This is a genomic window from Gemella sp. (assembly GCF_057272915.1).
The window spans coordinates 45309-68881 of the sequence record NZ_DBHIUF010000009.1; the positions used below are offsets into that span (position 1 = coordinate 45309).

Genomic DNA, 23573 nt, shown 5'->3' on the forward strand with positions numbered 1-23573 from the left:
TTTTTTCTTACTTATAAAATAAAACTTTGATTTAATAAACTTTAATAATTAAGGACATTTAAAAAATTATGTTTATCACCAACACACTAAAATCTTATTTATAATACTTATACTTATATAATTTGAACCTTAAAATACAAAAAATGGATACCAACTGCATAATTCAGTATGATATCCATATGTTTTTTTATATTTAATTGGTTATATATAATTTTTCTTTTTTCTTATAATACTAGCTACAGTTAATAAAATAAATCCTGTAGAAATAAATGAATTTACAGATATACCCGTATTAGGAAGTATTTTCAATTTTTTTTCATCTTTAATACTCTTTGTTTCGGGTAACTCATTATTTTCTTTTTCTTTATTTTCTATTTTTTCTAGAATTACAATTTTTGTTCTTTCTTCTAAATCCTTGCTACCTATTTTTATACGTTCTACTATAGTAAACTTACTGAAATGCTTTATATTAAATCTCAACTCACCAGTACTATAGCTACTATTTACTTTCTCAAGAGTATCTTCATCAGCTATATGATAAACTTCTAATTCGGTATTATCTTTTTTCACAACAGCAACGGTAACTGTACGTTCTACACTACTGTCCACTTTTTTATCATCTTTTTCAAAATGAATCTCAAAAGTCTCTATAATATTATAATCACTACCTAGTTTATTCTTAATAGTCTGGTTTAAATCATTATCATTTAACGGTTCTACATACAATTTTTCAGCAGAGATACTACCTTTTTTAAAAGAAACCTTAATTTCACGTCCAGATAAATTCCCTACTAATACATCGTTTTTAATTTCCACTTTAGATTTTGTTTCTAAAAAATTAGTAGTTGGTTTTTCTGTTGCCTTTTCTAGTGATTTAACAGGTAGTTGCTCTATCGGCTTTTCAGTTGATTTTTCCGATGATTCTTCCAACGGCTTTTCTTCAGTTTTTTTTGTTGGTTTTTCCGATGGCTTTTCTATTGGCTTTAACGCTGGTTTCTCCTCTGATTTTATAGGTGGTTTTCTTTTCAATTCTTCTTTTACATTCTCCGACGGATTTGGTTCAGCAATTGGTCTAACTCCATCTTCATCAATAATAACTTTACTACTCGTTGATATATTAGAATTTATTGCAGCGTTTACCGTGCCAATTTCCCAAACACTTAAACCGATAATAATACTTGCAATACCAACAGAAACTCTTCTTATAAAATATGTTTTATTCTTCACTGCTTTCTCCTTATCTCAAATGATTTCTGGGAGTAACTCTAAAATCGTGATTTCGAAGAAATCGATTTTCTCAAGTCACCCCTGCAAAGTTTATTAGATATCTAAAAAGCTTTTATAAAGCAAACTTAGCTATCAATAAACCACTTCGTCTTTGAGTTCTCATATGAACTTTGTTAAGTTCTAAGACTTTTGAGTCAACATCTACTATTATATTACACATCAAAACATTCATCAAGCAATTTCAAAAAATGGCTTGATTAAGACACTTAATCAAGCCAAATTTTCTTCTATCTAGACAAAAACGAGAAGAATCCACTTATTATTGCTACATTAAAGAAGTCTATAAATAGTGCCCCTACTATAGGCATTACAAAGAATGCTATATGAGAATGTTTATATTTATCACAAACGCTCTGCATGTTGGCTATTCCATTAGGTGTTGCCCCAAGTCCAAAACCTGCATGTCCTGCAGATAATACTGCTGCATCATAATTTCTACCCATAAATCTAAATGTTACAAAGTAAATAAATACCCATGCTAAAACCGCTTGTGCAAGTAATAATACTGCTAGTTGACCTGCCACACTACTTAATTCCCATAATTTTAAACTAATCATTGCCATTCCAAGGAATAAGTTCAACGAAACATCTTCTAGAATATGTACTTCTTCATAGTGTAAATCAAATTTAGTTGTATGGTCTGATATATTTCTTAGTATTGCTGCTACTATCATAGGCCCTATATAACTAGGAAATTTCAAAAATTGATTTAAAAATGTTGATACATAACTTCCTATAAACATCGCTAATAATATCATGAAAAATGCCTTAGCAAAACTTTCACCATCTAGTTTTTTTACATCATTATTAAATAAAAACTCATCATTTCTAACTTGTTCATTATCAACTTCTTCAGCTACTACTTCTAATTTTTTCCCTTTTATCAATCTGTTCGCAAGCGGTCCTCCTAAACTTGAACCAGCAATTAGTCCAAATGTAGCCGCCGCAATCGCTACGCTCTTAGCTCCAGTGTGACCTAACTCTTCTACAATAGGTGCCATTGCCGCCGCTGTTCCGTGCCCTCCTGTCATTGCCGTTGAACCTGTTAATAATGCAATTAGTGGATCAATCCCTGTTGCATATCCAATCCCTACGGCTAAAATATTTTGTAGCACTACTAATATTATTGAAACAATTAAAAACATAATAACTTTTCTTCCACCTACTTTTAACAATTTCCAGCTTGCATTAAACCCGATACTTGTGAAGAACAATGTCATAAAGAAGCTTTGAAGTGTATTGTCGAATTCAAATATTATCAAATTAGTTTGTCGTAGGCACAAATTAATAATCGCAAATAAAAATCCTCCTATAACCGGTGAAGGTATACAATACGTTTCAAAAAATTTAACTTTCTTTCGTAAAAATCTACCTATTATCAAAATAACAACAGCAAGTCCTACTGTTTGTATCATATCCATTTTAATATTTAACATACTATCATCCTTCCTTTTAAATGTTATATTTTCTTACATCAACTTTTTTAAATTTATAAATTTATAATCTATAAATTTTTTTCGTTTTAATTCCTTATCCATATATTACACTTTTTAGCACTATTCTTCAATTATACGTCAGATTTTATTACAAACAAAAAAGAGTGCCTCAAAAATCGCGATTTCAAAGAAATCGATTTTATCGAGTCACCCCCGTAAAGTTTATTAGATATCTAAAAAGCTTTTAAAAAGCGAATTTAGATATCAATAAACCACTGCATCTATGAGTTTTCATATAAACCTTGTTAAAATTTAGGACTTTTGGGTTAGCCCTTTTATTTATTAAAATATTGGTTTTAAAAATTCTGACCAAGTCTCATAATTTTCTTCTGCTTTGGCTTCTTCTCCTGTCATCCATTTAATAACAAGAGTATCATCTTCCTTAACTTCTACAAGTTGTTTATCAACTTTACATTCGTAAACAACTCCTATATGCACTTGACCAACTTCAGTTTTATCATCATTTATTAACCCAATAAAATGTAGGTTATTTAAAGCATCTTCTTCTGAAACTCCAACTTCCTCATTTAATTCACGTGCAGCATTAATTTTTAACATTTTAAAAATTGTTTTTCCTTCAACTTCATTCATATGACCACCAATACCAACAGATGCTTTCCCATGAAGTCTAGCTTCTCCTCCACCTACTAGACGTTTATAAACTAGTACTTCACCTGTAGTTATATCTTTTAGTAAAACATAACCAATCAATTGCTTATAATTTGGATCTTCTTCCATATCACCTCGACGTTTAACTTCGTATGATTCAAATGTAGAAATGATTTTCTCGGTTTTTTCATCATTTTTTTCTATAAATCCATAGAAATGATTTTCTTCATTATTAAATAATTCTTTTCTATTAACTACTAATATTTGTTCATCCCACTTACTCATCGTTTTTCCTCACTTTATTATTTTACTTGATACGTACCTTCTTTTAATTCCTTAGCTATTTTAGCAATTTTTCTAAATCTATGATTTAAGCCTGACTTAGATAATTTCCCATCCTCAATCATTTCTGCTATTTCTTTTAAAGGATATTCTGGATATTTAAGTCTAGCCTCAGCAACAACTCTAAGTTTCTCATCAATATTATCTAATCCAATTCTTTCCTCAATTATATTGATGTCCTCAACCTGTTTTGCTGAAGCATTAACAGTTTTATTCATATTAGCCATATCGCAGTTTTGCATTCTATTAACTGAGTTATTAATATCTCTAACAATTCTTTCGTCTTCAAATTGGAATAGTGCTTGAAAAGCTCCAACAAGATTAATAAACTCTGCTATTTTTTCAGATTCTTTAATATAAACTATAAAACCTTTTTTTCTTTCAAGACTTCTAGCATTCAATTTATAGCTATTTAAAAGCTCATTTAATTCCTTATTATGTTCTTCGTAAGAAGAGAAAATTTCCATATGATAACTAGAAGTACGAGGGTTATTAATAGATCCTCCTGCTAAAAATGCGCCACGTAGATAAGCTCTCTTCTTCTCATCAGTATCTATTAATTCTTTTGCTATATCAATTCTCATTGTATAGTTATCATTTAATATATACAAATCAGTTAGTATCTCTTTTACATGTTGATCTAAACGACAAATATATACATTATTTTTCTTCAATTTCAATTTTTTTCTAACAGATATATTCACGTGAACATCATAGAAAAACTTTATTAATGAAAACATTCTTCTTGCTATAGACGCATTTTCTGTTTGAAAGCTTAAACTTAATCTACCATTTGATATATTTAATACACCATTCATCTTTATTAAGGCTGATAACTCTGATAAAAATTCTCTATCTTTTGTTATTTCTATTAAAGTTAATTCTTTCTTCATATCTGAAGCGTATGACATAAGTTCCCTCCTTATCCTAATTATTTTTTGTAACTTATATATTTTATCACGATACATTCAATTTAACAACTCATTTGAGTTAAGAAATGGGAGCGACTCAAAAATCGTGATTTCTTAAGAAACAAGATTTTGTCGAGTCGCCCCCGTACAGTTTATTAGATATCTAAAAAGCTTTTATAAAGTGTATTTAGATATCAATAAACCACTGCGTCTATGAGCTATAATATACACTTTTTGAAAATTTAGGACTTTTGAGTCACTCCCATTAATTCTAATATTCTATTTTTATTTTCTTCATTAACATCGATACGCTCTTTTATGCCTTCTTTGTCAAAATAAAGAACTTCATCTGAAATCTGACATAAGAACTCATAATCATGTGTAATTATAAATATTACAACATCATTCTTAGCGATTTCTTCTATCAACCGACTTAGTTCAATCATATTAACATAATCTAAACCGCTAGTTGGTTCGTCAAAGATTAGTACTTTTTTATTTGATAAAAGTGCAGAAGCAATAGCGACTCTTTGCTTTTCTCCACCAGATAAAGTATTCGGATGTCTATCTAAAAATTTTCTAATGTTTAATCTATCTACAACTTCATCAAATAACGATAAATTATCGCTACCTAATTTAATTTCTTTTTCAACCTGATTAGTAAATAATTGATAGTTAACATCTTGCATTACTTGAAATGCATTTTTTACTAAACCTTTATTATTTAGATATTTTTCATCTAATTTAATTTTATGTTTTGATTTATGCAGACCGCATAGAGCATTAGCAAAAGTTGTTTTCCCACAACCATTATCACCAATAATAGTATAGATTTTTGAAGCTGCAAAACTTTCACTTTGGAGTTCAACTTTCCTATCATGAACTTTATATTCAAGTCTTTCGATATTTAAAAAGTCTTCTTTAAAATTTCTATTCTCTTTATTACCTAGCTCTACTTTAGATAAATCAATCTGTCTTGTGTGACAAGATTTGCTGTCAAAATCTGATAGCTGTTCTTTAGTAACTTCATGAATTAATTTACCGTCTTTAATAATATACATTCTATCAATTAAATCTTTTAGATAATATATTCTATGTTCAGCAACAACTATAGTTTTACCTTTTTTCTTCAATGTTTCAATTATTGATGAAATAAGCTGTATCGCCTTCAAATCTAGATTACTAGTTATCTCATCTAGAACATAAACATCCGCGTCTAACATCATACTAGCCATAAAAGCTAGTTTTTGTTTTTCTCCACCACTTAGTTCTAAGACATTTCTTTCCAACAGATATTCCGCAGAAAATTCTGATATCACTTCATCAATTCTACTTTGTATCTCTGATTTAGAATAACCATAATTTTCCATACTAAAGGCAAGTTCACTCGTAGAATCTAGATTAAAAAACTGGTTTTTAGGATTTTGAAAAACACTTCCCACAACCTTTGAAAATTCTTTTAATCTATCTCCAATATTTAGATGGGCTACTTTAAATTCACCACTATATCCACCATCAAAAAATTCTGGAGCTAATCCATTTAAAACTCGTAAAATAGAAGTTTTTCCACAACCACTAGCACCAGTAAAGAGAATACATTCACCTTTTTTTATATCTAGTGATAAATCTTCAATATTTAATTTTTTCGATTCAATATATTTATAATTAAAATTTTTAAATGTTATCAATTTATCACCTCATATACATAATATAACAAAAAGCACTTGCTACAATAACCATAGTTAGATAATCACTCTTATTAAACTTTAATTCAATATAACTACTTGGTTTCTCTTCGTTATCTATCCCTCTGCATAAACAAGACACCGACAGCTCATTTGCTATATTGGTACTTATAATTACATAAGGAACAAATACATATTCAAAGAATTTAATTGGATGAAGTAAGTAGTAACCTCTACTTACTCCAATTCCTTTCATTCGTAATGAATTCTTTATTAACTTATAATCTGTAAGTAAAACCGGGAAAAATCTATATAGTACTGCTAGTACTATAATCATTTTCTTTGGTAACTTTATGCTTCTCAAAAAGCAGATTAGTTCCGAAACTTTTGAACTACTTACTAAAGCCATACCTGCACATAATGGGAAATACAGTGTCTTAAACATTAATGCAGTTAATAACAAGAAACTATCAATAACCTGTAACGTAACTGTATGAGCAAAAAATACTTCATATGCAGTAAAGAAAAGATATATACCAAAAAATCTACTCATTCTCTTAAAGTTAGAACTAATTCCTAAGTATATTGAAAAGCATAGTGCTACTATAAGGTGAACAGGTACTGTCATCATTTTAAACATTAGTATATTAGCAATTACTAATATAAAAATCTTAGTTCTAATATCTAACCTTAACATTCTATAGTCCTGCTTTATTGAAATTCTTAAAGTATAATTTTCTTCCTAGATATGTTCCAATTATTGAGAATATTATAGTAAAGATAACTATAAAAATAAATGTCTTCATATCTGTACTACTCATTACTAGATTTATCTTTTCATCTGAATAATTTCTATTTTGAAGATGTTTTACATATGAATCTTTCATAAAGAACATCGGTAGAATAATACCAATATTTCCTAGATTAAAGAATAAGTATGATAAATATTCATTCCCATATCTAAAAGCAATCTCCGCTAAAACTGCCGCTATAATAAGTACAACACCTCCAACTACAGAGTGTCCAGAAACCGTCATAAAAATTCCGATAATTGCGATCATTATAAATATTGCCATGTTTTTATTGATTTTATTGAAAATTAAACTATATACACTACCACAAACTAGCGCTGCAGTAATAGATGTATATGTAGCAAAATAAACTTTACCTCCAAATATAACTGATGTCAATAGTGTAGAAATTCCAATACCTACCGCCATTACAAGAACTAATAATATTGTATAGAGACCTAATGTAATTAGATCTTTGATTTGTAAATTCTTATTATCTTCTTTATTTATATATTTTAATTCTGTCATCGATTACCCCACTATATTTTCTTAAGTTCATCTAAAGCAACTTTATAATTTGGCTCTTCACCAATTTCTTCTAGTACTTCTTTATAGCGAATAACTCCGTCTTTATCAAGAATAAACACAGAACGTGTTAATAATCCTAATTCTTCAACTAAAAGGCCATTGTTGTTTTCAAAATCACGATATTTATAGTCAGATACAGTAATTGCATTGTTTATTTCTTTATCAGCACAGAATCTACCTAAAGCAAACGGTAAATCTTTTGAAACTGTTATTACTACAGTATCTGCCAAATCACGAACTTCTTTATTAAAATTAATTGTCTGTAAAGCACATACTCCTGTATCAATAGATGGGAATGTATTGATAATTACATTTTTCCCTTTATAATCTGATAACTCAAATTCTGATAGAGTCTTAGTTACAGCTCTGAAGTTAGGAAAAACATCTCCAACATTTAATTTATCTTCAATTGTTACTGGTGTACCCTTAAAGCTTATTGTTTTCTTCATAATTTATACCTCTCTAATTTATAATTTATTGATAAAACTATCTACACCTAATGATAACATATTTCAATTATAGATAAAAGTTTTTTATATAATTTACTTTCATTTTAAGTATTTTTTATACAATAATATATGAAATTTATGATATAATAAGTATTAATAGTGTGTGAAAGGATTTTTTTTATGTCAAAAGAACTAGAAGAAAAAGTAGTCGAACAAGAGACTGCAGATTCGATTGAAAAAAAAGATAGCTCTATATCTTTTTTTAGTCGTATAAAAAAACAAGTAAAAACTTTTAATTTAAAAAATAATGAATCTACAACTTCTTTTGCTGACAATCTAAGTCATCTTGATGAATCAGCTCTGGAGAAAGAACTTCGTGAAAAAGAAAAAGAAGTAAGATTACAAGAAAAAGAACTTAAAAAACGCGCTCTCGAGCTAGAAAATGCAAAAAAGAAATTTGAAGAACAACAACGAAAAATAGAAGAAGAACGAAAAAAAAATGAGATTGCACGCGCTGAAAGAGAACGTCTTGAAAAAGAGCGCATTGCTCGTGAGAAAGAACTAGAACGCCAACGTATCGAAAGAGAAAAAGCTGAAAAACGTGAAAGAGAACGTCTTGAAAAAGAGCGCATTGCTCGTGAGAAAGAACTAGAACGTCAACGTATCGAAAAAGAAAAAGCTGAACAACGCGAAAGAGAGCGTCTTGAAAAAGAGCGCATTGCTCGTGAGAAAGAACTAGAACGTCAGCGTATCGAAAAAGAAAAGGCTGAAAAACGCGAAAAAGAACGCCTTGAAAAAGAACGTATTGCTCACGAAAAAGAACTAGAACGTCAACGTATTGAAAAAGAAAAAGCTGAAAAACGTGAAAAAGAACGTCTTGAAAAAGAACGTATTGCTCGCGAAAAAGAACTAGAACGTCAGCGTATCGAAAAAGAACAGGCAGAAAAAAGAAAAAGAGCATTTAGAAGAAAAGAAAAAGAATTCCAAATCTTAGAAGACAAGAAAAAAATAGAATTCTTACAAAAAGAAAATGAAATGCGAGAGCATGAGAACACTCTTCTTTCTTTAAATACTACCCTAATTTCATTAGAGGATAAAATCGAAGAAAAAAAATTAATTATCTCAACTCTAAAAAATAGAAAAGATGATAAAGAAAAAATTATTTTAGAAGAAAAAAGACTCAATAGCCTAGTATCTCAAAAACAAATTACTCAAAAAGATATTATATCTGAGAAAAAAATCATTGAAAAAATTCAAAAAAATCTTGAGATAGAATACAAACTTGATGATTTTAAAAAAGAACTACATAATATAAAAAAAGAAGTAGTCAATGAAGAAGAAACTGCATTTAGAATTAAATATATCGATAACAAAGTACGAAATATTTTCATAGTATCTCTACTTTATCTTAAAGCATTTATTTCTAAAAAAATTTTCAGAAAAAATGTAGAAGACTATGATAAAATTAATAGAATCTCTAAAAATATTAAAGTTAAAATTTCTACTTCATTCATTCTAGCAATAGCATTATCTATTTGTTTTCTTATTACATTGAAATTCATTTCTTCTTCTAAAGAACACTATGTAAGTTTTGGTGAAACAAATACTACAGCTGTCGATACTACCGAAGAAATGAAAAAACAAAAAGAAGCCGAAGAAAAAGCTAAAATATTAGAAGCACAAGAAAAAGCGGAAGCTGCTCGTATAGATTCTGATGCGCAAGATGAAGAAATAACCGCAAAACTTGCCGGAACATTCTCATCATATTCATTTGATATAGATCGTCAAGTTACAGTAAACAAAAAAATTCACGCTTTCAAATCTGCTAGTTGGTCTGATCAAGGAGATGTTATTGAACCGGGTACTAAACTAACTGTAAACAAAATTGTATCTCCTGCTGGATACTTAATGTATCATATTTCATCAGGACCTTTACAAGGACAATATATCACAGCAAATGGAAAATTCGTATCAGTGAACTCTAAAAACGATCAACTTGACGACTTTATTTCTCGACCAGTAGCAATTAAATTCTTAGCTACACAAAATGTTTATTCTGATGAATCAGCTAGTAAAGTTCGTGTAACATTTGGTAGTGGAGCACAGTTGAACATTAATGGAATTGGAATATCTAATAATAGATTGATTTATTTTGTAACCGATGGATCATTTGTGCCGGTTAATCCTATTCGCGTAACAGAAGTAAATAGAGAAGCTCCAAAGTCAAAAAATATCGATAACGAAAATAAAAATAGTTCTAATTCTCAGAACAACCAAGGAACTACTAGATAAAAATTTAAGAGGCTAGCCCAATTTAACAAAGTTTATATGAAAACTCATAAACACAATGTGTATCAATAGCTAAATTCGCTTTATAAAGCTTTCTAGATATCTAATAAAACACTACAGGGGGGACTCAATAAAATCTTATTTCTTTGAAATTATGATTTTCAAGTCACCCCTCTTTTCCATGCCCCGGATTTAGTATACAACCATTTATTATAGAACCCAAAAAAGAGAATATAGTTTTCACTACATTCTCTTTTCATATTATCTAATCTCTGCTCCATTAGGAATTTCAGCATTAATTTCAACTACTCGTAAGATACCATCTTTTTCTGCTGATAAAATCATTCCTTCACTTAATTCGCCACATAGTTTAACTGGTTTTAAGTTAGCTACTACAGCTACTTTTTTACCTACTAATTCTGCTGGATCATAGTATTTAGCAATACCAGAAACTATTTGTCTTTGGTGATTTCCTAAATCAAGTTTGAATTTCAATAATTTTGAACTTTTCTTAACTTTTTCGCATTCTAATACTTCTGCTACTCTTAAAGAAGTTTCAAAAAATTTATCAATTGTGATTTCTTCTGCAAGTTCAACATATGTATCTTCTTTTTCTTCTTTAGATTCTGTTTCTAAGTTCTCAAGTGCCTTAGGTGACATTTGTTCTTTAATATACTCTACTTCTACTTCCTTATCAAATCTTGGGAAGATTGGAGTTGGTTTTTCTACAACTTTTACAGTTCCATCAAACACTCCAAATGTTTTAGCAGACTCAAACACTAATAAGTCTTCTCTAATTCCTAATTGTTTAGCAATTTCTGCTGGTGCTTTTGTTAAAGCTGGTGCTATTAAAATTGTAGCTATACGAAGACTTTCAGCTAAGTAGTTCATTACTTTATCTAATTCAGGTTGATTTGCTTCGTCTTTTGCTAAAATCCATGGAGTAGTTTGGTCAATATATTTATTAGTTCTAGAAATGAATTTCCAAACTGATTCTAACGCTTTAGAGAACTGCATGTTTTCCATGTACTCTTCATATTCAGCAATAACTTCTTTTGATAAAGCTATTAACTCTTTATCAAACTCTGTAGTTGGTTCAACGAATTTTGGAATTACTCCACCACAGTATTTATTAATCATAGAAATAGTTCTATTTAATAGGTTTCCTAAGTCATTTGATAGATCTGAATTGATTCTATCAATGAAACTCTCAGGTGTGAAAATACCGTCTTGTCCAAATGGTACTTCACGTAGTAGGTAATAACGCGCAGAATCTAATCCGTAACGCTCTATTAACATATAAGGATCTACTACGTTACCTTTAGATTTACTCATTTTACCGTCTTTCATTAATAACCAACCGTGAGCGAAGATTTTCTTAGGTAATGGTAAATCTAATGCCATAAGAAGTATTGGCCAATAAATAACGTGGAAACGTACGATTTCTTTACCTACTACTTGAACATCAGCTGGCCAGTATTTGTTAAATAGTTCTTCACTTTCACCAGTTGCATACCCTAGCGCTGTAATATAGTTAACTAAAGCATCAATCCAAACATATACAACGTGTTTTGGATTTGATTTTACTTTTACTCCCCAGTCGAAAGTTGTACGAGTAACCGCTAAATCTTCTAATCCTGGTTTAATGAAGTTATTAAGCATTTCATTTTTTCTGCTTTCAGGTAAAATGAATTCTGGGTGCTCGTCATAGTATTTAACTAATCTATCAGCATATTTACTCATTTTAAAGAAGTAACATTCTTCACTAACTAATTTAACTTCATTTCCACTTGGTGCAATACCACCAATCATGTTTCCTTCTTCATCTCTGAAAACTTCCTGAAGTTGAGTTTCTGTGAAATACTCTTCATCACTAATAGAATACCAACCTTTATATTCTCCAAGATAGATATCCCCTTTTTCAACTAATTTATCGAAAATTTCAGCAACTGCTCTTTCATGATAGTCATCTGTTGTACGGATAAACTTGCTATAGTTAATATCCATTGCTTCCCATAATCTTTTTATATCTTTAATCATTTCATCAACATAAGCTTGTTCTGAAATACCCTTTTCCTGAGCTTTTTGTTGAATTTTTTGACCATGTTCATCTGTGCCTGTTAAAAAGTATGTATCATATCCACTTAATTTTTTATATCTTGTTAAAGCGTCACACGCTACTGTTGTATACGCATGCCCTATGTGTAAGTTACCACTTGGGTAATAAATAGGAGTTGTAACATAAAATGTTTTTTTAGTCATCTTACAACCATCCTCACTTTCGTTTCAATTTTTTAGTTAATATACATTACTATTGTACCATATATTTGAGGCTATTGCATGATTTTTTATCATTTTTTTCAAATTTAAAAGTTCTTTGTATAAAAAATACAGCTCGTTTATAATTCAAAACTTATCTTTGAATTATAAATAGCTGTATCTTGTATTTAAGTATTTTTCTTAAAATACTATAATTAAATTATAAATCTAGTAAATTTCTTCTTACGTCATTGAATAATTACCACTATTTTTTTGCTAATTTTGCTATCTCCACTATAGTATCAGCAGCTTTTTCCATATGTTCTAAACAACTAAATTCATATTGTCCATGGAAGTTTTCTCCCCCAACGAAGATATTTGGCGTTGGGATTCCCATATATGAAATTTTAGAACCATCTGTTCCACCACGAATTGGAATAATAATAGGTGTTACTCCTACATTTTTTATAGCTTGTTCTGCTACATCAACACAGCGTTTATCTTTTTTAATTACATCTCCCATATTATAATATTGATCAAATAATTCATATTCAACTACATTACCATATTTTTCATTAATTTTTGCTGATACTTGTTCTGCAAATTTCTTACGTGCTTCAAACTTTCCTTTATCGTGATCACGAATTATATACACCATCTCAGCTTCTTCAATTCTAGCTTGCATATTATGCAATAAATAGAATCCTTCATATCCTTCTGTATGCTCAGGAACTTCTTTTTCTGGGAACAGTGAAGCTAATTCAGCAGCAATTGTATTTGCATTTTTCATTTTACCTTTTGCCGTACCTGGATGAACACTTACTCCAGTAATTTTATATGTAATTTGTGCAGCATTAAAACTTTCATATTCTAATTCACCAAGAACTCCACCATCCATAGTGAACGCATAATCTGTTGCAAAACCTTTAGCATCAAAGTGATCTGCTCCACGCCCTATTTCTTCATCAGGACCAAATGCAATACGAATATCACCATGTTCAATTTCAGGATGTTCACTTAAATACTTAATAGCTTCCACTATTTCAGTAATTCCAGCTTTATCATCAGCACCTAGTAAAGTCGTCCCATCCGTAGTAATTAAAGTTAAACCCTTATAGTTACTTAAATTAGGAAACTCAGCTTTACTCATTACTACATTTAATTCTTTATTTAAAATAATATCTTCACCATCATAATTCTCAATAACTTGTGGATTAATACCTTCAACATTAAAATCTGCAGTATCCACATGTGAAATAAATCCAATTCTATCGTATGGCTTATCAGTATTAGCCGGTAATGTTGCAGTTAAAAACCAGTTTTCTTCATTTAATTCTATGTCACTAAGATTCAATTCCTCTAATTGTCCTTTTAACATACGTAGAAAATCTTTTTGCTCTGGAGTAGATGGAATCGTCGTACTAGCGGCATCAGATCTAGTTTTAAAATTAACATATCCTAAGAAACGTTCTAACATAGTTTCATATTTCATTATTCTTCACCTCATTTGTATTTTCTTTTATTATAATACAATTTTTATCAAAATGTAAAGGTTATAAAATTCATATTTTTAAAAACAACATTCTCAAATAACTTTGTTTAAAATAATAAATGATACTTAATATATTTATCTATTTGTGATACAATTACATATGTATTCTAATTTCATATTAGATATTAGTAAAATAAATTTCAAGGAGAACTTTTTCATGCAACAAGTTATGAATTATAAAGATACTAGAATTGAGAATTTCCACACTATCTATCCAAACCATATGAACAGACACGATACATTATTCGGTGGACAAACCCTATATTGGCTTGATGATGTACAAGGTTTAGTAATACGTAGATATACACACCTACCATTTTTCACAGCAAGTATTGATACTTATCAATTTTTAGATGTTGTCCACAGACACGAGGCATTAATTATTGATAGTTATGTGTCAAGAGTGGGTACTAGAAGTGTTGAAATTTTTGCAGAACTAAGTGCATTCAACCATGAAACTAGACACACTCGCCTAGTTGGTATTTGTTTCTCAACATTCGCAATAAGCAGAGACACAGTTCTTGAGCAACCTCTACCAAAAGTTGAATACACAGATGAGATTTCAAAATTTGTAAGCTCTTCTTATGCAGACAGACAAAGCGGTAAACTATCAGCTCGTGAATTCTGTAAAGAGTATCTAAAATATTATAATAAGTAAAAAAGAAGTGAGATTATTCTCACTTCCTTTTTTTATTTTGTTAGTCGATTGAATAAAGTAATTCTAATACTTTCTCTTCAAATTTAACTAATTTTTCTTCTGCAACTTTCTTATCTGCATCTTTAACATAGATATAAAGTTTTACTTTTGGTTCTGTTCCACTTGGACGTAATGTATACCATGATTCGTCTGAATAACTGAATTTAACAGCATCAGTTTTTTCGATTTCAATAGCTTTTTCTTCACCTGTAGCAACAGTTTTTTCTTTTTGTACTAAGTAGTCAGTAATCGCTACTACTTCACTTCCTGCGATTTCACGAGCAAAGATTTCACGATATTTCTCCATCATTCGTTTAATTCTTTGAGCACCTGCTGCTCCTTCTAAAACAATTGAGATAGTTTTATCTAGGTAGTAACCATATTTTTCATAGAAACCATCAAGTACATCTACTAATGTTTTACCTTGTGTTTTGTAGAATGCTGCAGCTTCTACTAATAACATAGCAATAGTTACACCATCTTTATCACGTAGGAATGTACCAACGTTGTATCCAATACTTTCTTCATATCCCATTACATAGTTTTTCTCACCTGTAATATCCCATTCATTTGGTAATGCACAGATGTTTTTAAATCCAGTAAGAACATCGATAACTTCTACTCCGTATTCCTTACAAAGTGGTTCTACCATCTTAGAAGTTACGATAGATTTAACTAACACTGGGTTTTCTGGTAGTTTGTTTTGTTTTGCAAGATTTTCAATTACATATTGAACTAATACTGCACCAGCTTGGTTACCATTAAGAGAAACTACTTCTCCATTGTGAATTACTTCTACAGCAAGACGGTCACAGTCAGGGTCAGTTGCAATAATTACATCTGCATTAACTTTTTTAGCTAATCTTTCACCATATTCGAATGCTGCAGTATCTTCTGGGTTTGGATATTCAATTGTTGGGAAAGTTCCATCTGGATCCTTTTGCTCTTCAACAACATGAACATTTTTAAATCCACGACGCGCAAGAACTGTAGTAACAGCTTTATAGCCAGCACCATTAAGTGGAGTATATACTACGGAAATATCTTTATCAATATTTTCATCATTAATTGCACAGTTTAAAGATTCTCTATAGAACTCTTCGTCGATTTCTTGTCCGATATAAACTAACAATCCTTTTTCTTGTGCTTCTTCTTCAGTTAAAGTAACATAGTTATCAAAAATATCCATTGAGTTAATGTATTCTAGTACTTTATCACTTATATCAGATTTAATTTGAGATCCTTCTTGCCAATATACTTTATATCCATTGTATTCTTTTGGATTGTGACTTGCTGTAATATTGATACCACTGGCTGTTCCTAAGTAACGAACTGCAAATGATAATTCTGGAGTTGGACGTAAGTCTTCGAATAAGTATGCTTTAACTCCACTACTAGCCATTACTAAAGCTGCTAACTTAGCAAATTCTTTTGAGAAAAGACGTGGATCGTGTGCAATAGCAATACCTTTTTCTTGTAATCCATTATCGATAATAGTTTGTGCTAATGCTTTTGTAGCACGAGCGATAATGAATCTATTCATTCTATTAGAACCCATTCCTACTTTCCCACGTAATCCTGCAGTTCCGAATTCTAATTCTTTATAGAATCTATCTTCTTTTTCAATTTCATCGTCAGCTACATTTTTTAATTGTAATTTTTCTTCATCAGTTAAAGCTGAACTATTTAACCATTTTTCATATAATTCTTGATAGTTACTCATATAATATTACCTCTAAATTCCTAATTTTACGCTAATCCTAAAGCAATTTCCATCATTTTTGTAAATGCTGTTTGTCTCTCTTCTGGAGTAGTTTCTTCTCCAGTTACTAGTGAATCACTAACTGTTAGAATTGTTAAAGCATTAACTCCAGCTGCTGTTGCATTAGCATAAAGTGCTGTACTTTCCATTTCTACAGCTAATACTCCCATTTTAATCCAGTTTTCCATAGCTTTTTCATCAGCATTGTAGAAAATTTCACTACATAAAATATTCCCTACATGAACATCTTGTCCCATTTCTTTTGCTTTGTTGTAAGCTTTTAATAATAAATCAAATGAAGCTGTTAAGCTATAATTTCCTGGGATATTATATTGGTGCATGTAGTTTGAGTTTGTTGAAGATCCCATTCCTAAAACTACATCATATAATTTTACTTCTGGTTGTAGTGCTCCACATGTTCCAATTCTAATTAAATTTTTAACTCCAAAAGTATGAATTAATTCATAAGAATAAATACCTATACTAGCTGGTCCCATACCTGTTCCCATTACAGAAATCTTTTTACCTTTATATGTTCCAGTATATCCTAGCATACCACGCACTTCATTAAAACAAACTGCATCTTCTAAAAATGTTTCTGCAATAAATTTCGCTCTTAAAGGATCCCCTGGTAAAAGAATCGTTTCTGCGATTTCTACTCCGTTTGGTTTAATATGTGGTGTTTGTTTATGTGACATCAGTTAGTCCCCCTGTAAATATATTAATAACTTTATTATACCTTTTTTTCTCACCTTAAACAAGAGATATTAAAAAAATAATTATCTATATTTTCCGTTGAATATTCTGAAAATAACGATTTTCTTCTAACATTTTATTATATACTTCTTCTTTATAACACACATCCCCCTATAAGCAACTCTTTTAATTAATATAATTATATTAACTCTTTTCAGAAAATAATTAACACTTAATTTTACCGTTTTCATAAGACTCTATAATATTCTTTTATCTTACTAGATATTTTCTATTGAAAAATAATTATATAAAAATTGAATATTAATAGTATTTTAAGCTATTTTGTTATATAATTAGTGTTATAAAAAAAATAAATTAGAAAGAGGTTTTTTTATGTTACAATTAGCTGTCTTTTTACCAGTAATTGCGATGTTTTTCGTACCTTTTTTAAGGAAAAACTTCAAAACCATCCATACTGGAAAATTTGTTATAGTTGTACCATTAATACTGTTTGGGTATTTTATTTCAAATCTTAAGTATATCTATTCAGGTGGAACAATCTATAAGAAACTAGCATTTGTTCCTAACGTAGGACTTGATATCAACCTAAATCTTGATGGTTTATCACTTCTATTCTCATTACTAATTACAGGAATTGGTACTCTAGTAATACTATATTCATGTTACTATATGAGTATTACAGATGAAAAATTACATAAATTTTACATATTTTTACTAATATTCATGTCAGCCATGTTAGGTGTGGTTTTATCTGACAATATGCTTAGTATGTATATGTTCTGGGAGATGACATCTGTTTCTTCTTTCCTATTAATTAGTTACTGGCACGAAAATGATGCATCTAGAAAAGGTGCTCTAAAATCATTGATTATAACCGTCTTTGGTGGAGTCCTAATGCTAGCAGGAATTTTCGTTTTAAATAATATTACTGGAAGTTTTAACGTTAGTGAAATTATAGAATTTACTAAAAATCACGGATACAACAATAAATATGTAGTAGCAATGATTCTTATAATATTCGGTGCATTTACAAAATCAGCACAGTTTCCATTCCATATTTGGTTACCCGATGCCATGGCGGCACCGACACCAATCAGTAGTTACCTACACTCAGCTACGATGGTTAAAGCTGGAATCTATCTATTATTAAGAATTGGAATTGTATTCTCATTTACTTCTTCATTTGGTAATATTCTTATCATTTTTGGAACTATTACTATGCTAATAGGTTCTATTTCTGCAATATTCCTAAAGGATTTAAAAGGAATTCTTGCATATTCAACTATTAGCCAACTTGGTATGATGACTCTTATGATAGGTATAGCTAACCTTGGTCTATACAACGATAATCACTACGTTTATACATTCGCATTTTATGCAGTATGTTTCCATATTATTAACCATGCAGCATTTAAAGCAAGTTTATTTATGATTACTGGTATTATTGATCACTCATTCCATACACGTGATATCGAAAAACTTCGTGGTATCAAAAGATATATGCCACTTAGCTTTATATTAAGTATTATCGCTGGGTTCTCTATGGCAGGAATCCCACCTTTAAGTGGTTTCTACTCAAAAGAATACTTCTTAACGGTAGTTTATGGATTAACGCAATCAAGCATGCTATATATGATTATCGTAATAGCTGTAGTTATTGGAGCTTTAGGAACTGCTATTTATTCATTAATATTAGCATTCAAACCATTCCTAGGTAAATTCGACAATTCTATAGTGGGGAATAAGAAATTGCATCTTCCAAGTAATGGTATATTTATCTCTCCAATAATACTTATAGTCTTTGTAATTATTAACACATTCATAAAAGATTACATAGTTATTCCGGCACAACAATCTGCCCTTGCTGTAAAAATAACTAATAACGAAGTAATCACTCATGTCCATCATGATAGTTTCTTCTCAAGTGAACTTCTTACTTCTATTGTTATTATCATTGCAAGTTTTGTAATTTACAAATTATACGCTAGTGGAAATGGAATTTATAGTATAAACCCTACTATTATTTCTATACACGGTGCATACAATAACTTAGGTAATTTACTACACAAAGTAAGTGGTACTCTTCATGATACATTTGTTACAAACCAACTTAGAAGAAACATGAGCTATATCTTTGTAGTATTATCAGCAACTATTATTGGTGGTTACTTTGCAATTGGTAGACCAATGTTAATTAATAACTTCTCTACAATTCACTACATGAATATTTTTATCGGATTATGTATAGTCGTGTGCTGTATCGCTCTAACTACAGTGTATAATAGGCTAGTACTTATTATCCTTTCTTCTGGAATTGGATTTATGATGACTGCACTATATGTAACATTCAGAGCACCAGACTTAGCAATGACACAATTTGTAATTGAATCAATTTCTACTATTATTTTCTTAATAGCATTTATTCTATTAACTGATAAAACAAAACAAGTAGAAAAACAAAGTTTTAAACTTACCAATGCAATAATTGCTACCCTAACTGGTATTAGTTTTATAATCGTAGGACTTGTGTCTTACGCTTATAAAAATCCATCAGAAATTAGTCAATTTTATTTTGATAATGTTGTAGCATCTGGTGGAGGAAACATAGTAAATGTTATTATCGTGGACTTTAGGGGATTTGATACCTTGTTCGAAATAACAGTTATGACTATGGTTGCATTAATCATTTATGCTATGTTTAAAATCATTAAAAGAGGAGGACCAAAAGATGAAAACTAATGATGTGATTTTAAAATCATTATCCGCAATTATTTCAGGATGTATATTTTTACTTTCGCTTAGTTTGTACTTTGGTGGGCACTTCCTTCCAGGTGGTGGTTTCGTCGGAGGACTCCTTTGTACAATGGCATTAGCTCTAGCAATGTTTACATATGGAATAGATAGAATCAATAAACTTCTTCCTATTAATTATGTATATGTAACTGCTATTGGATTACTTTTTTCTATTGGTACGGCGTTTAGTGGTGTTGTAGTCGGAAAGAATTTCTTCAAACATCATTTCACTCACATTCACGTTCCAATAATGGGAGAAATGGAATTACATACAGCTGCAATATTCGACTTAGGTGTATACTTTGTAGTTGTTGGAGTTCTTATGTCAGTAATTTTAGCTTTCGGAAAGGATGGTAAATAATGGAATTTTATATGATTATCTTATGCGGTATTCTTGTTGGATTTGGTGTTTACCTTATGCTTTCTAAGAGTATGATGCGTATAATAATTGGGGTTGGTCTTTTTGGTCATGCTGCTAACCTTATTATACTTATCGCAGGTGGTTTATATGATGGCGATATTCCTATTATCTCAGAATTAGGAAAAAATTATATAGATCCTATTCCAGCAGCACTTATTCTTACTGCCATCGTTATCGGATTCGCAGTAACTTGTCTTTTAATTTCAATCTACATTGCTAACTATAAATTAAAAGGAAGCGATAATGTAATTGATCTTGAAGATGTAGAAAATATGAAGGAGGAAAGAAATAATGCATAGTAATTTACCTGTTATACCAATATTTATCCCCCTTCTATTCGCAGCAATAACAGTATTATTTAGAAAAAGAATAGCCATGCAACGTTTATTAACATCATTGGCTACATTATTAGTCTTAGCATTTTCTATATTCAATATCTATATGGTAAATAAACATCAAATACTGATATTAGAAATGGGGAACTGGGCTAGTCCATTTGGTATTACTTTAACATTAGATGGACTTAATAGTGTTCTAGTTACAACATCTTCAGTTGTATTTCTTGCAACATTGATATATTCATTTAAAACAATTGATAAAGTTCGAGAACTTAGTTTCTTCTATCCTGGATTCTTATTAATCATGGTCGGAATAAACGGAGCTTTCACTACAGGTGATATATTTAACCTTTTTGTTTTCTATGAAATCTTACTTATGTCATCTTACTTACTACTATTAGTAGGTATTAATAAAGAACAACTTAAATCTTCTATTAGTTATGTACTAATGAATGTCTTTGCTGGTAGCTTATTTGTTATTAGTATTGGATATCTTTACACAATTGTTGGTAGCTTAAATATGGCATACATATCTCAAACAATCTCATCGATGGCTGATCGTCGTGGATTATACCTTATCGGAGCTGTAATGATATTTGTGTTCTGTATGAAGGGGGCACTATTCCCACTATTCACATGGATGAATAGATCATACGCAGCACCACCAATTGCAATCTCAATAATCTTTGGAGCATTACTAACAAAAGTTGGTCTTTACTCAATAATTAGAACATATGGATTATTCTATTACGAATCAAGCTTCATCAAGTCTTATATATTAATACTTGGAGCAGTCTCAATCATAGCAGGTTGTATCGGAGCTATCTATCAAAAAGATTTAAAACAAATAGTAATTTTTAATATCGTAATTTCTCTTGGAGTTATGGTTTGCGGAACTGCAACACTGAATACTTTCGGTGTTAAAGGTGCTTTACTCTATGCAGTAAACGACATATTACTAAAAGCTGCATTATTCATAGTTATTGGATTAATAATTTACGTTAGCGGAGTCAAATATCTTCAAAAATGTGGATTGATCAATAAATACCCTCTTCTTGGTTGGACATATTTTATTATAGTTCTGTCATTAGCAGGGGTTCCACCATTCAGTGGTTTCTATGGTAAAGCACTAATAATTAAAGGTTTAGTTACAAATAATAATACATTTATTGCTATATTAGTAGCATTATCTGGATTGGTTGTATTTTACTCTTTAATTAGAATATTCTTAAATATATTCTACGATAATATCAATAAGAGTTTAATTTTAAAACCTCTTCCAAAAGGTGTCCAAATTCCTCTTATTGTTATCGTAGCAATAGCACTTATTATCGGAGTAAGCACTAATCTATTAGATGGTTTCTTCGATAAAGGTATACAAATGGTACTAAATCCTCAACACTATATCGACTTAGTACTTAAGAAAGGAGCATAATTATGGCACTACAATTTTTAATTAATATATTAGTTGGTGTAGTATGGACGTTCTTTTCAGGTAACTATAATTCTGAATATTTTGCAGTCGGATTTTTCTGGGGTATGGTGCTACTATTCATCTTTAGAAAAACATTTGCAAAAAACATTCTAGGAGATCAACTTTACTACATTTATGTTTATAAATGGATAAAATTAATCTTAATGTTCTTGTTTGAATTATTAAAAGCAGATATAAATGTTTTAAAATTAATGTTCAAAAAAGATCTTGATGTTAACCCTGTTATTTTTGAATACCCTTTAGAAGTAACAAAAGACTGGCAAATTACACTACTTGCCAATATGATAACTTTAACACCAGGTACACTTACAGTCAATGTTGGTCATGATAATAAAACACTTCATATTCATTGCCTTGATACTGATGATATTCCTGGTGAGATTGAAGGTATAAAAAATAGTTTTGAAAAAGCAATACTGGAGGTTGATTTAAATGGATAAAGTATTAGACTATTCAATTTTACTAGGTATATTCGCTAGTATTGCAATGATATTTTTCTTATTAATTTATATCGTAAAAAAACCGAGCATATTCGATAAATTAATAGCAAGTGATTTACTTGCTATGCCGCTGATGTGCTTAATAGTTTTAGTTAGTATGTACTACAAAACTTTTTCTTATATTTCACTTATACTTATCATAGCTATTATATGTTTAGTAGGTACAGTTGTTACTGCTAGATTCTTAGCTAAAAAGGAGGTCTTTAGTGATGATACTAAATAGTATTTTAGACATTATTATTATACTTCTAATTTTAATCGCAGTAATAGCAATGCTATCAACAGTAATAGGATTTATTAGATTACCTGATGAAATAACTAAAATACATGCCGCAGGAGTTACAGGATCTTTCGCTATAGAATTAATTCTTATAGCTGGATTTATATACTTCTATCGTTATCTACATGTATTTGAATATAAATTTTTATTAGCAATAGCATTCTTATTCTTAACTGCTCCAGTTTCAGCACACATGATATCTATAAGTGCAATAATATATAATAAACATGTATATTCTAAAAATAATAAAGATGAAGCTAAGAAAGTATTAGACGATATTGAACAATTAAATAATTAATAAGGTTATCAAAA

Annotated in this window: 21 protein-coding genes; 9 read left to right on the forward strand and 12 right to left on the reverse strand. The window is 30.0% G+C overall.

Annotation, left to right across the window (positions count from 1 at the left end; genetic code table 11):
- Positions 1-201: 201 nt before the first annotated feature.
- The 8 genes from ACO6OL_RS05230 to tpx all read right to left on the reverse strand — a co-directional run bounded on the left by ACO6OL_RS05230 (position 202) and on the right by tpx (position 8158).
- Entirely contained in the window at positions 202-1227 is a 1026-nt protein-coding gene (locus ACO6OL_RS05230) for a YSIRK-type signal peptide-containing protein (protein WP_485502371.1), read from the reverse strand.
- A gap of 287 nt (positions 1228-1514) precedes the next feature.
- Positions 1515-2723, reverse strand: coding sequence for a sodium/glutamate symporter (gene gltS, locus ACO6OL_RS05235; RefSeq protein ID WP_485502372.1), 1209 nt, complete (start codon positions 2721-2723; stop codon positions 1515-1517).
- A 342-nt stretch (positions 2724-3065) separates the two neighbouring features.
- Positions 3066-3677, reverse strand: coding sequence for an NUDIX domain-containing protein (locus ACO6OL_RS05240; RefSeq protein ID WP_485502373.1), 612 nt, complete (start codon positions 3675-3677; stop codon positions 3066-3068).
- Between the two features lie 17 nt (positions 3678-3694).
- The gene (gene whiA, locus ACO6OL_RS05245; RefSeq protein ID WP_485502374.1) at positions 3695-4645 is read right to left on the reverse strand and encodes a DNA-binding protein WhiA; all 951 of its coding nucleotides are present in this window, start codon (positions 4643-4645) and stop codon (positions 3695-3697) included.
- Between the two features lie 242 nt (positions 4646-4887).
- Positions 4888-6333, reverse strand: coding sequence for an ATP-binding cassette domain-containing protein (locus tag ACO6OL_RS05250; RefSeq protein ID WP_485502375.1), 1446 nt, complete (start codon positions 6331-6333; stop codon positions 4888-4890).
- Positions 6334-6337: 4 nt separating this feature from the next.
- Complete coding sequence (locus tag ACO6OL_RS05255; RefSeq protein WP_314160259.1) at positions 6338-7027, reverse strand: energy-coupling factor transporter transmembrane component T; 690 nt, start codon at positions 7025-7027, stop codon at positions 6338-6340.
- A 1-nt stretch (position 7028) separates the two neighbouring features.
- Entirely contained in the window at positions 7029-7649 is a 621-nt protein-coding gene (locus ACO6OL_RS05260; protein ID WP_485502376.1) for an MptD family putative ECF transporter S component, read from the reverse strand.
- A gap of 11 nt (positions 7650-7660) precedes the next feature.
- Entirely contained in the window at positions 7661-8158 is a 498-nt protein-coding gene (tpx, locus tag ACO6OL_RS05265; RefSeq protein WP_485502377.1) for a thiol peroxidase, read from the reverse strand.
- A gap of 180 nt (positions 8159-8338) precedes the next feature.
- Between tpx and ACO6OL_RS05270 the strand changes: the two genes are divergently transcribed.
- Positions 8339-10450, forward strand: coding sequence for a DUF5776 domain-containing protein (locus ACO6OL_RS05270; protein ID WP_485502378.1), 2112 nt, complete (start codon positions 8339-8341; stop codon positions 10448-10450).
- A 258-nt stretch (positions 10451-10708) separates the two neighbouring features.
- On the opposite strand, the gene metG is transcribed toward ACO6OL_RS05270, so the two are convergent.
- Together metG and pepT are read right to left on the reverse strand one after the other, a co-directional pair.
- A complete protein-coding gene (gene metG / locus ACO6OL_RS05275; RefSeq protein WP_314160263.1) occupies positions 10709-12709 on the reverse strand; it encodes a methionine--tRNA ligase in 2001 nt (666 codons plus the stop codon).
- Positions 12710-12971: 262 nt separating this feature from the next.
- Entirely contained in the window at positions 12972-14198 is a 1227-nt protein-coding gene (gene pepT, locus ACO6OL_RS05280; protein ID WP_485502379.1) for a peptidase T, read from the reverse strand.
- Positions 14199-14415: 217 nt separating this feature from the next.
- Between pepT and ACO6OL_RS05285 the strand changes: the two genes are divergently transcribed.
- A complete protein-coding gene (locus tag ACO6OL_RS05285; protein WP_314160265.1) occupies positions 14416-14916 on the forward strand; it encodes an acyl-CoA thioesterase in 501 nt (166 codons plus the stop codon).
- 40 nt (positions 14917-14956) lie between these two features.
- Here ACO6OL_RS05285 and ACO6OL_RS05290 read toward each other — a convergent pair whose 3' ends face one another.
- Both ACO6OL_RS05290 and deoD read right to left on the reverse strand, forming a co-directional pair.
- Positions 14957-16678 carry a phospho-sugar mutase gene (locus ACO6OL_RS05290; RefSeq protein ID WP_485502380.1) on the reverse strand — a complete coding sequence of 574 codons (1722 nt, stop codon included), beginning with the start codon at positions 16676-16678 and terminating at the stop codon, positions 14957-14959.
- A 26-nt stretch (positions 16679-16704) separates the two neighbouring features.
- A complete protein-coding gene (gene deoD / locus ACO6OL_RS05295; protein WP_485502381.1) occupies positions 16705-17415 on the reverse strand; it encodes a purine-nucleoside phosphorylase in 711 nt (236 codons plus the stop codon).
- Between the two features lie 391 nt (positions 17416-17806).
- On the opposite strand from deoD, the gene mbhE reads away from it, so the two are divergent.
- The 7 genes from mbhE to ACO6OL_RS05330 are packed head-to-tail and all read left to right on the forward strand — an operon-like array spanning position 17807 to position 23559.
- Positions 17807-20173, forward strand: coding sequence for a hydrogen gas-evolving membrane-bound hydrogenase subunit E (mbhE, locus tag ACO6OL_RS05300; RefSeq protein WP_485502382.1), 2367 nt, complete (start codon positions 17807-17809; stop codon positions 20171-20173).
- Positions 20163-20588: an MnhB domain-containing protein gene (locus ACO6OL_RS05305; RefSeq protein ID WP_485502383.1), complete on the forward strand. Its 426-nt coding sequence runs from the start codon at positions 20163-20165 to the stop codon at positions 20586-20588. The genes mbhE and ACO6OL_RS05305 overlap by 11 nt, the downstream gene beginning before the upstream one ends.
- A complete protein-coding gene (locus ACO6OL_RS05310) occupies positions 20588-20947 on the forward strand; it encodes a Na(+)/H(+) antiporter subunit C (RefSeq protein ID WP_003147003.1) in 360 nt (119 codons plus the stop codon). The genes ACO6OL_RS05305 and ACO6OL_RS05310 overlap by 1 nt, the downstream gene beginning before the upstream one ends.
- Positions 20940-22421, forward strand: coding sequence for a proton-conducting transporter transmembrane domain-containing protein (locus ACO6OL_RS05315; protein WP_485502384.1), 1482 nt, complete (start codon positions 20940-20942; stop codon positions 22419-22421). The genes ACO6OL_RS05310 and ACO6OL_RS05315 overlap by 8 nt, the downstream gene beginning before the upstream one ends.
- 2 nt (positions 22422-22423) lie before the next feature.
- The gene (locus ACO6OL_RS05320; RefSeq protein WP_485502385.1) at positions 22424-22921 is read left to right on the forward strand and encodes a Na+/H+ antiporter subunit E; all 498 of its coding nucleotides are present in this window, start codon (positions 22424-22426) and stop codon (positions 22919-22921) included.
- Complete coding sequence (locus ACO6OL_RS05325; RefSeq protein ID WP_004264179.1) at positions 22914-23204, forward strand: monovalent cation/H+ antiporter complex subunit F; 291 nt, start codon at positions 22914-22916, stop codon at positions 23202-23204. Before ACO6OL_RS05320 ends, ACO6OL_RS05325 begins: the two co-directional genes overlap by 8 nt.
- Complete coding sequence (locus tag ACO6OL_RS05330; protein ID WP_485502402.1) at positions 23191-23559, forward strand: cation:proton antiporter; 369 nt, start codon at positions 23191-23193, stop codon at positions 23557-23559. The genes ACO6OL_RS05325 and ACO6OL_RS05330 overlap by 14 nt, the downstream gene beginning before the upstream one ends.
- Positions 23560-23573 lie beyond the last annotated feature (14 nt).

Excerpts from the sequence above, each read along its gene's own strand:
- gltS (WP_485502372.1), bottom strand. The coding sequence starts at position 2,723 with ATGTTAAATATTAAAATGGATATGATACAAACAGTAGGACTTGCTGTT.
- ACO6OL_RS05240 (WP_485502373.1), bottom strand. The coding sequence starts at position 3,677 with ATGAGTAAGTGGGATGAACAAATATTAGTAGTTAATAGAAAAGAATTA.
- whiA (WP_485502374.1), bottom strand. The coding sequence starts at position 4,645 with ATGTCATACGCTTCAGATATGAAGAAAGAATTAACTTTAATAGAAATA.
- ACO6OL_RS05255 (WP_314160259.1), bottom strand. The coding sequence starts at position 7,027 with ATGTTAAGGTTAGATATTAGAACTAAGATTTTTATATTAGTAATTGCT.
- ACO6OL_RS05260 (WP_485502376.1), bottom strand. The coding sequence starts at position 7,649 with ATGACAGAATTAAAATATATAAATAAAGAAGATAATAAGAATTTACAA.
- tpx (WP_485502377.1), bottom strand. The coding sequence starts at position 8,158 with ATGAAGAAAACAATAAGCTTTAAGGGTACACCAGTAACAATTGAAGAT.
- ACO6OL_RS05270 (WP_485502378.1), top strand. The coding sequence starts at position 8,339 with ATGTCAAAAGAACTAGAAGAAAAAGTAGTCGAACAAGAGACTGCAGAT.
- metG (WP_314160263.1), bottom strand. The coding sequence starts at position 12,709 with ATGACTAAAAAAACATTTTATGTTACAACTCCTATTTATTACCCAAGT.
- pepT (WP_485502379.1), bottom strand. The coding sequence starts at position 14,198 with ATGAAATATGAAACTATGTTAGAACGTTTCTTAGGATATGTTAATTTT.
- ACO6OL_RS05285 (WP_314160265.1), top strand. The coding sequence starts at position 14,416 with ATGCAACAAGTTATGAATTATAAAGATACTAGAATTGAGAATTTCCAC.
- ACO6OL_RS05290 (WP_485502380.1), bottom strand. The coding sequence starts at position 16,678 with ATGAGTAACTATCAAGAATTATATGAAAAATGGTTAAATAGTTCAGCT.
- deoD (WP_485502381.1), bottom strand. The coding sequence starts at position 17,415 with ATGTCACATAAACAAACACCACATATTAAACCAAACGGAGTAGAAATC.
- mbhE (WP_485502382.1), top strand. The coding sequence starts at position 17,807 with ATGTTACAATTAGCTGTCTTTTTACCAGTAATTGCGATGTTTTTCGTA.
- ACO6OL_RS05305 (WP_485502383.1), top strand. The coding sequence starts at position 20,163 with ATGAAAACTAATGATGTGATTTTAAAATCATTATCCGCAATTATTTCA.
- ACO6OL_RS05310 (WP_003147003.1), top strand. The coding sequence starts at position 20,588 with ATGGAATTTTATATGATTATCTTATGCGGTATTCTTGTTGGATTTGGT.
- ACO6OL_RS05315 (WP_485502384.1), top strand. The coding sequence starts at position 20,940 with ATGCATAGTAATTTACCTGTTATACCAATATTTATCCCCCTTCTATTC.
- ACO6OL_RS05320 (WP_485502385.1), top strand. The coding sequence starts at position 22,424 with ATGGCACTACAATTTTTAATTAATATATTAGTTGGTGTAGTATGGACG.
- ACO6OL_RS05325 (WP_004264179.1), top strand. The coding sequence starts at position 22,914 with ATGGATAAAGTATTAGACTATTCAATTTTACTAGGTATATTCGCTAGT.
- ACO6OL_RS05330 (WP_485502402.1), top strand. The coding sequence starts at position 23,191 with ATGATACTAAATAGTATTTTAGACATTATTATTATACTTCTAATTTTA.